Here is a 4,472-nt window from a genome sequence, read left to right as displayed (position 1 = left end):
CTGGCTGCACAACAGCCATTACGCCCAATCAACTGGTGCAGTCGTCTTCTGAAAATGACACATGGCATCTGACATCAAGTTAGGGTATGCCTCAATCTGACGGCTGCGAACCGCCAGGGACAGGCGCAATGTCAGATTCTGTCGCGGCCTTGGCGCGTGCCTGGAAGCGTTCATAGCAATCCAGCCCGCAGAAATGTTCGACGTATTCCGCGCCTTCCGGGGTGAAGGCGGCATCGAGCGGAATTTCTTTGCAGCATACGCAGCAGGTGGTGCAACTGGCAGTGTTCGGGGCGTTTGCGTTCATGGTGGTACTCCTCCAGATTGGTAGCGAAGCTCAAAGCTGCCCACTCTCGGCTGGCTGGGAAGCGGTCATGATCTTCCCTTGAAGGCCCGCAGCAGCCGCGTCACAGACAGGACAAACAAGCCGGTCAGCGTGAGGGCTGCAATACCCCAGTGCTCCCCGATGAACGCGCCGGCCGTCGTGCCGGCTAGCACAATGGCGAGAATCGGCAAATGGCAGGGACAGGTGAGCACGGCCAGCGCGCCCCACAAGTAGCCGGTGATCGGTTTGTGCGTCTCAGACGGCAAGTGCTCTGGGCTGTTCATGGCAGACTCTCCGCGTGCTGTGCCGGTTCGGTTGGCATGGCGGCCAGTTGCATTTCGAGGCTGGCCAGGGCCTCGCGCCGACGCTCGACGAGTTGCCGCAACACGGCAAGCTGCGCAGACGCACCGTCACCGTCCGCAGCATCCAGCGCCCGGCACAGCCGCGCCAGTGCGTCCAGGCCGATACCCGCTTCGAAGGCAGCCCGTACAAAGCGCAGCCGTTGCAACGCGGTGTCATCGAACAAGCCGTAGCCGCCCGTGGTGTACGCGACCGGCCGTAGCAATCCGCGCAGCAGGTAGTCGCGCACGATATGCACGCTCACCCCGGCATCAAGGGCCAGCCGGGACACTGTGTAGGCGCTCATTGAACACCTCCTTTTCCTCATCCGGCGCAGCACGAAAGCTGCTTCACGTCCTTGCTGAAGGTCTGCGCCGCGAGCTTCAGCCCTTCGACCATGGTCAGGTAGGGGAACAATTGGTCGGCCAGTTCCTGCACGGTCATACGGTTGCGAATGGCGAGCACCGCCGTCTGGATCAGTTCACCCGCTTCCGGGGCCACCGCTTGCACGCCGATGAGCCGTCCGCTACCTTCCTCGATGACCAGCTTGATGAAGCCGCGTGTGTCGAAGTTGGCAAGCGCACGCGGCACGTTATCCAGTGTTAGCAGGCGACTGTCGGTCTCGATCCCGTCGTGATGTGCTTCCGCCTCGCTGTAGCCCACGGTGGCGACCTGCGGGTCGGTGAACACCACGGCCGGCATTGCGGTCAGGTCCAGGGCCGCATCGCCGCCAGTCATGTTGATCGCCGCACGAGTGCCGGCCGCTGCCGCCACATAGACGAACTGCGGCTGGTCGGTGCAGTCGCCGGCCGCGTAGATGTTCGGGCTACTGGTGCGCATGCCCTTGTCGATGACGATGGCCCCCTGCGCATTGACGGCTACCCCCGCCGCTTCCAATGCCAGGCTGCGCGTGTTCGGTGTCCGGCCGGTGGCGACCAGCAGCTTGTCGGCGCGCAATTCACCGTGCGTGGTGGTCAGCACGAATTCACCGTCCATATGGGCGACCTGGCTGGCTTGCGTGTGCTCCAGCACCTCGATGCCCTCGGCACGGAAAGCGGCTGTCACCGCCTCGCCGATGGCCGGGTCTTCACGGAAGAACAAGGTATTGCGCGCCAGGGCCGTGACCTTGCTGCCCAGCCGGGCAAAGGCTTGCGCCAGCTCCAGCGCCACCACCGACGAGCCGATTACGGCAAGGCGTTCGGGAATGGTGTCGCTCGCCAGGGCCTCGGTGGAAGTCCAGTAGGGTGACTCTTTCAAGCCCGGAATCGGCGGGACCGCCGGGCTGGCACCCGTGGCGACCAGGCAGCGGTCGAACATCACGACGCGCTCGCCACCCTCGTTCAAACTAACGATAAGGCTCTGGTCGTCCTTGAAACGCGCTTCACCGTGCAGAACGGTGATGGCTGAATTGCCGTCCAGGATGCCTTCGTACTTGGCATGACGGAGTTCTTCGACACGGGCCTGCTGCTGGGCCAGCAGCCGCTCGCGCAAGATCGTCGGCGGTGTGGGTGGCATGCCGCCGTCGAATGGGCTTTCCCGGCGCAGATGGGCGATGTGGGCGGCGCGGATCATGATCTTGGACGGCACACAACCGACGTTGACGCAGGTGCCGCCGATGGTGCCGCGCTCAATCAGCGTGACCTGCGCGCCTTGCTCGACGGCCTTCAGTGCTGCCGCCATCGCGGCTCCACCGCTACCAATGACGACGACCTGCAACGGGCGTTCGTTGCCACTGGGCTTATCAGCGGCCCCTATCCAGCCGCGCATCTTGTCGAGCAGGCCGGCGCGGTTGTCCGTCGGTGGCGCATCGGCAAGCGTTGCCTCGTAGCCCAGTCCGGCCACGGCGGTAGTCAGCGCATCCGATGACGTGCCCGCCTCAATGGCGAGTTGCGCTGTGCCCTTCGGATAGGACACCAGCGCCGATTGCACGCCGGGCACTTTCTCCAAGGCTTCCTTGACGTGAGCCGCGCACGAGTCGCAGGTCATCCCGGTGATTTTCAGGGTGGTCATGTATTTTTCCTTTTCTGTGGTGGCTACGGCTGTTGCCGTCAGCCACGTTGTTCTGGCAATTCACAGCTGTCCGGCCCGCAGCGGCGATGTGCTGGCGAGATGAAATCCCAGACCGACACCCCAACCATCAAGGCCAGGCCGACATAGAGCAGTCCACCGCTCTGCCAGCCGTAAGCCCGCATTAAAAACACCGCTGCCAGCACCAAGATCGGGCCTATCGTGCCGAGCGCCGTGCGTCGCCACTGTCGATGATTGAGCCAAGCGATAGCATTGGCGAGTAACGCGATGCCGGCGAACATCGGCAGCAGGATGCCAATGAATAGCCCCTCGTACTGGCTCAAGAAGCCCAGTCCGATGGCCGCGCCAAAGCTGGCGATGGCAGGAAAACAGGCGGCGCAGCCCATCGCGGAAACGACGCTGCCGAGCGCGCCGGTTTTGCCAGCGATGCGCGTGATGAGTCCCATGTGTCGCTCCCGAGTTCGGTTAACGGATCAGCGTTTGAGGCTGGACGGATAGCCCGCGTCCTCGGTCGCCTTGGTCAACTTCTGGACGTTGGTCTTGGCATCGTCGAAGGTGACGACGGCCTGGCGCTTGTCGAAACTTACGTCGGTCTTGCTCACGCCCTCAACCTTGGAAAGCGCGTGCTTGACAGTGATCGGGCAAGAGGCGCAGGTCATGCCAGGCACGGACAGCGTGACGGTCTGGGTGGCGGCCCACACGGGGGCAACAACGGCAGCGAGGGCGAGGGCGGCAAACAGTTTTTTCATGATGAACTCCTGTGATTAATAGAAAAATGGCATGACGTAGGGAAATCCGAGCGAGACCAGGACCAGCGCGGCCACGATCCAGAAAATGAGCTTGTAAGTAGCTCGCACTTGGGGAATCGCGCAGACCTCACCCGGTTTGCAGGCTTGCGCCGGGCGGTAGATGCGCCGCCAGGCGAAAAACAGCGCGACCAGCGCTGCGCCGATGAAGATCGGGCGATAGGGTTCCAGCACCGTCAGGTTGCCGATCCATGCCCCGCTGAACCCCAAGGCGATCAAAACCAGCGGCCCCAGGCAGCAGGCCGACGCAAGAATGGCGGCCAGCCCACCGGCGAAGAGCGCGCCGCGCCCGTTTTGTGGTTCAGACTTTTGTGGTTCAGACATACGCTTGTCCTTTCAAATTTGGTTTGGATAGCTTAAGCTTACTTCCGTAGTTATGTACGGAGTCAAGCGATATGCAAATTAATTTTGAGAATCTGACCATTGGCGTTTTTGCCAAGGCGGCCGGGGTCAATGTGGAGACCATCCGGTTCTACCAGCGCAAGGGCCTGCTGCCGGAGCCAGACAAGCCCTATGGCAGCATTCGCCGCTATGGCGAGGCGGATGTAACACGAGTGCGGTTCGTGAAATCGGCCCAGCGGCTGGGCTTTAGCCTGGACGAAATCGCCGAGCTACTGCGGCTGGAGGATGGCACCCATTGCGAGGAAGCCAGCGGCCTGGCCGAGCACAAGCTCAAGGATGTGCGCGAGAAGATGGCCGACTTGGCACGCATGGAGGCCGTGCTGTCTGAACTGGTGTGCGCCTGCCATGCGCGGAAAGGGAACGTTTCCTGCCCGCTGATTGCGTCACTGCAAGACGGAACGAAGCTCGCTGCATCGGCGCGGGGGAGTCACGGGGTGACTACGCCTTAGCGTGCTTTATTTTCCGAATTCTGAGACGACCCCTTGTTGAAAGTGCGACAAAAGAGATAGGGCGAATGACTATACTTCGCTCATAGCTGCCCGTCATGCCAGCTCAAAAAATAGGCTTAACGTAGG

Annotated in this window: 8 protein-coding genes; 1 reads left to right on the top strand and 7 read right to left on the bottom strand. The window is 62.1% G+C overall.

Annotated elements, in window-relative coordinates; all coding sequences use genetic code 11:
- Positions 1–91: 91 nt before the first annotated feature.
- From ACOTYN_RS24425 to merT, 7 genes are all read right to left on the bottom strand, one after another.
- Positions 92–304, bottom strand: a complete 213-nt coding sequence (locus tag ACOTYN_RS24425) for a DUF3330 domain-containing protein (RefSeq protein ID WP_000993245.1) — start codon at positions 302–304, stop codon at positions 92–94.
- Between the two features lie 65 nt (positions 305–369).
- Positions 370–606 (bottom strand): broad-spectrum mercury transporter MerE, encoded by a 237-nt coding sequence (gene merE / locus ACOTYN_RS24420; protein ID WP_001087807.1) that lies wholly within the window; start codon positions 604–606, stop codon positions 370–372.
- Complete coding sequence (merD, locus tag ACOTYN_RS24415; RefSeq protein ID WP_001277466.1) at positions 603–968, bottom strand: mercury resistance co-regulator MerD; 366 nt, start codon at positions 966–968, stop codon at positions 603–605. Before merD ends, merE begins: the two co-directional genes overlap by 4 nt.
- A 17-nt stretch (positions 969–985) precedes the next feature.
- A complete protein-coding gene (gene merA, locus ACOTYN_RS24410; RefSeq protein ID WP_000209296.1) occupies positions 986–2,671 on the bottom strand; it encodes a mercury(II) reductase in 1,686 nt (561 codons plus the stop codon).
- Positions 2,672–2,709: 38 nt separating this feature from the next.
- Positions 2,710–3,135 carry an organomercurial transporter MerC gene (gene merC, locus ACOTYN_RS24405; RefSeq protein WP_000522996.1) on the bottom strand — a complete coding sequence of 142 codons (426 nt, stop codon included), beginning with the start codon at positions 3,133–3,135 and terminating at the stop codon, positions 2,710–2,712.
- 27 nt (positions 3,136–3,162) lie between these two features.
- Positions 3,163–3,438, bottom strand: coding sequence for a mercury resistance system periplasmic binding protein MerP (gene merP / locus ACOTYN_RS24400; RefSeq protein WP_000732275.1), 276 nt, complete (start codon positions 3,436–3,438; stop codon positions 3,163–3,165).
- Positions 3,439–3,453: 15 nt separating this feature from the next.
- Positions 3,454–3,819, bottom strand: coding sequence for a mercuric ion transporter MerT (merT, locus tag ACOTYN_RS24395; protein WP_001294656.1), 366 nt, complete (start codon positions 3,817–3,819; stop codon positions 3,454–3,456).
- A 71-nt stretch (positions 3,820–3,890) separates the two neighbouring features.
- On the opposite strand from merT, the gene merR reads away from it, so the two are divergent.
- Positions 3,891–4,346: an Hg(II)-responsive transcriptional regulator gene (gene merR / locus ACOTYN_RS24390; protein WP_001166628.1), complete on the top strand. Its 456-nt coding sequence runs from the start codon at positions 3,891–3,893 to the stop codon at positions 4,344–4,346.
- Positions 4,347–4,472: the final 126 nt, after the last annotated feature.

It is taken from the genome of Enterobacter cloacae complex sp. IR5458 (assembly GCF_049238025.1).
GTDB lineage: Bacteria > Pseudomonadota > Gammaproteobacteria > Enterobacterales > Enterobacteriaceae > Enterobacter > Enterobacter kobei.
Note: the sequence above shows the minus strand (reverse complement) of the source record. Positions and strands in the feature narration are given on the sequence as shown.